This is a genomic window from Colwellia sp. 6_MG-2023, assembly GCF_030547765.1.
In the GTDB taxonomy this organism is placed as follows: domain Bacteria; phylum Pseudomonadota; class Gammaproteobacteria; order Enterobacterales; family Alteromonadaceae; genus Colwellia.
Map to the genome: position 1 here is coordinate 1 of NZ_JAUOPP010000061.1, position 943 is coordinate 943.

The window sequence follows — 943 nt, forward strand, 5'->3', positions numbered from 1 at the left end:
AACCTGGGGTTGGATCACCTCCTTATCTTGAAGTAAAAACGAATAATGGAAGTTCTCTTTTAAGGGTGCTTCAGAGTATTCACACAAATTACATGATAACAAAATTGAAAGAAACCCTGATGGGGCTATAGCTCAGCTGGGAGAGCGCCTGCCTTGCACGCAGGAGGTCAGCAGTTCGATCCTGCTTAGCTCCACCATTTTGATTTTTTACCGCGTTACTTGAATACTCGCATAAGAGAAACTATGCGTCGCATTCAAAAGCCTTGTAAAGAAAGTCAAAATACCATCGTTTCTTTTATATGAAGAAAGAGACCAAACTTAATCTATCAAAATGATGATAATTTAAGTTTGGTTTTTTAAACCAAGTTTTTAACCGAATGCGCGTTAAAAATGAGTTCTTTAACAATCTGGAAAGCTGATATAAATATCGGTATTTATATGTTGAACACGGTGTCGCGCTGTTGTTTAACGTAAATATAAATACCAAGCTGTTATAACATTCTCTTATCGTGAATGTTGTGATGGTGATAATGCATCCCCCCAAGGATGTATTATCGAATTCATAATTGCTCTTAGAGCAAAGATGTCTTATCAAGTAACTCATCTTATATCTTCGGATATATTGAGTACGTGAAAATGTCAGACTTTACAATTACTGTGGTTTAGTCACCACGGTGTACTTCGTAATTGATTCTTTTAAGAAAAGACTACTTAGGGTTGTATGGTTAAGTGACTAAGCGTATGTGGTGGATGCCTTGGCAGTTAGAGGCGATGAAGGACGTGTTAATCTGCGAAAAGCTTTGGTGAGGTGATAAAAACCGTTATAGCCAAAGATGTCCGAATGGGGAAACCCACTTATCATAAGATAGGTATCGTTAACTGAATACATAGGTTAACGAGGCGAACCGGGAGAACTGAAACATCTAAGTACCCCGAGGAAAAG

The 943-nt window shown here is 38.2% G+C and carries 1 tRNA gene and 1 rRNA gene; both read left to right on the top strand.

What is annotated here, in order from left to right:
• Nucleotides 1-121: 121 nt before the first annotated feature.
• A tRNA-Ala gene (locus Q4503_RS18775) sits at nt 122-197 on the top strand.
• 526 nt (nt 198-723) lie between these two features.
• Nucleotides 724-943: ribosomal RNA gene (locus tag Q4503_RS18780) — 23S ribosomal RNA — on the top strand; the annotation flags it as partial.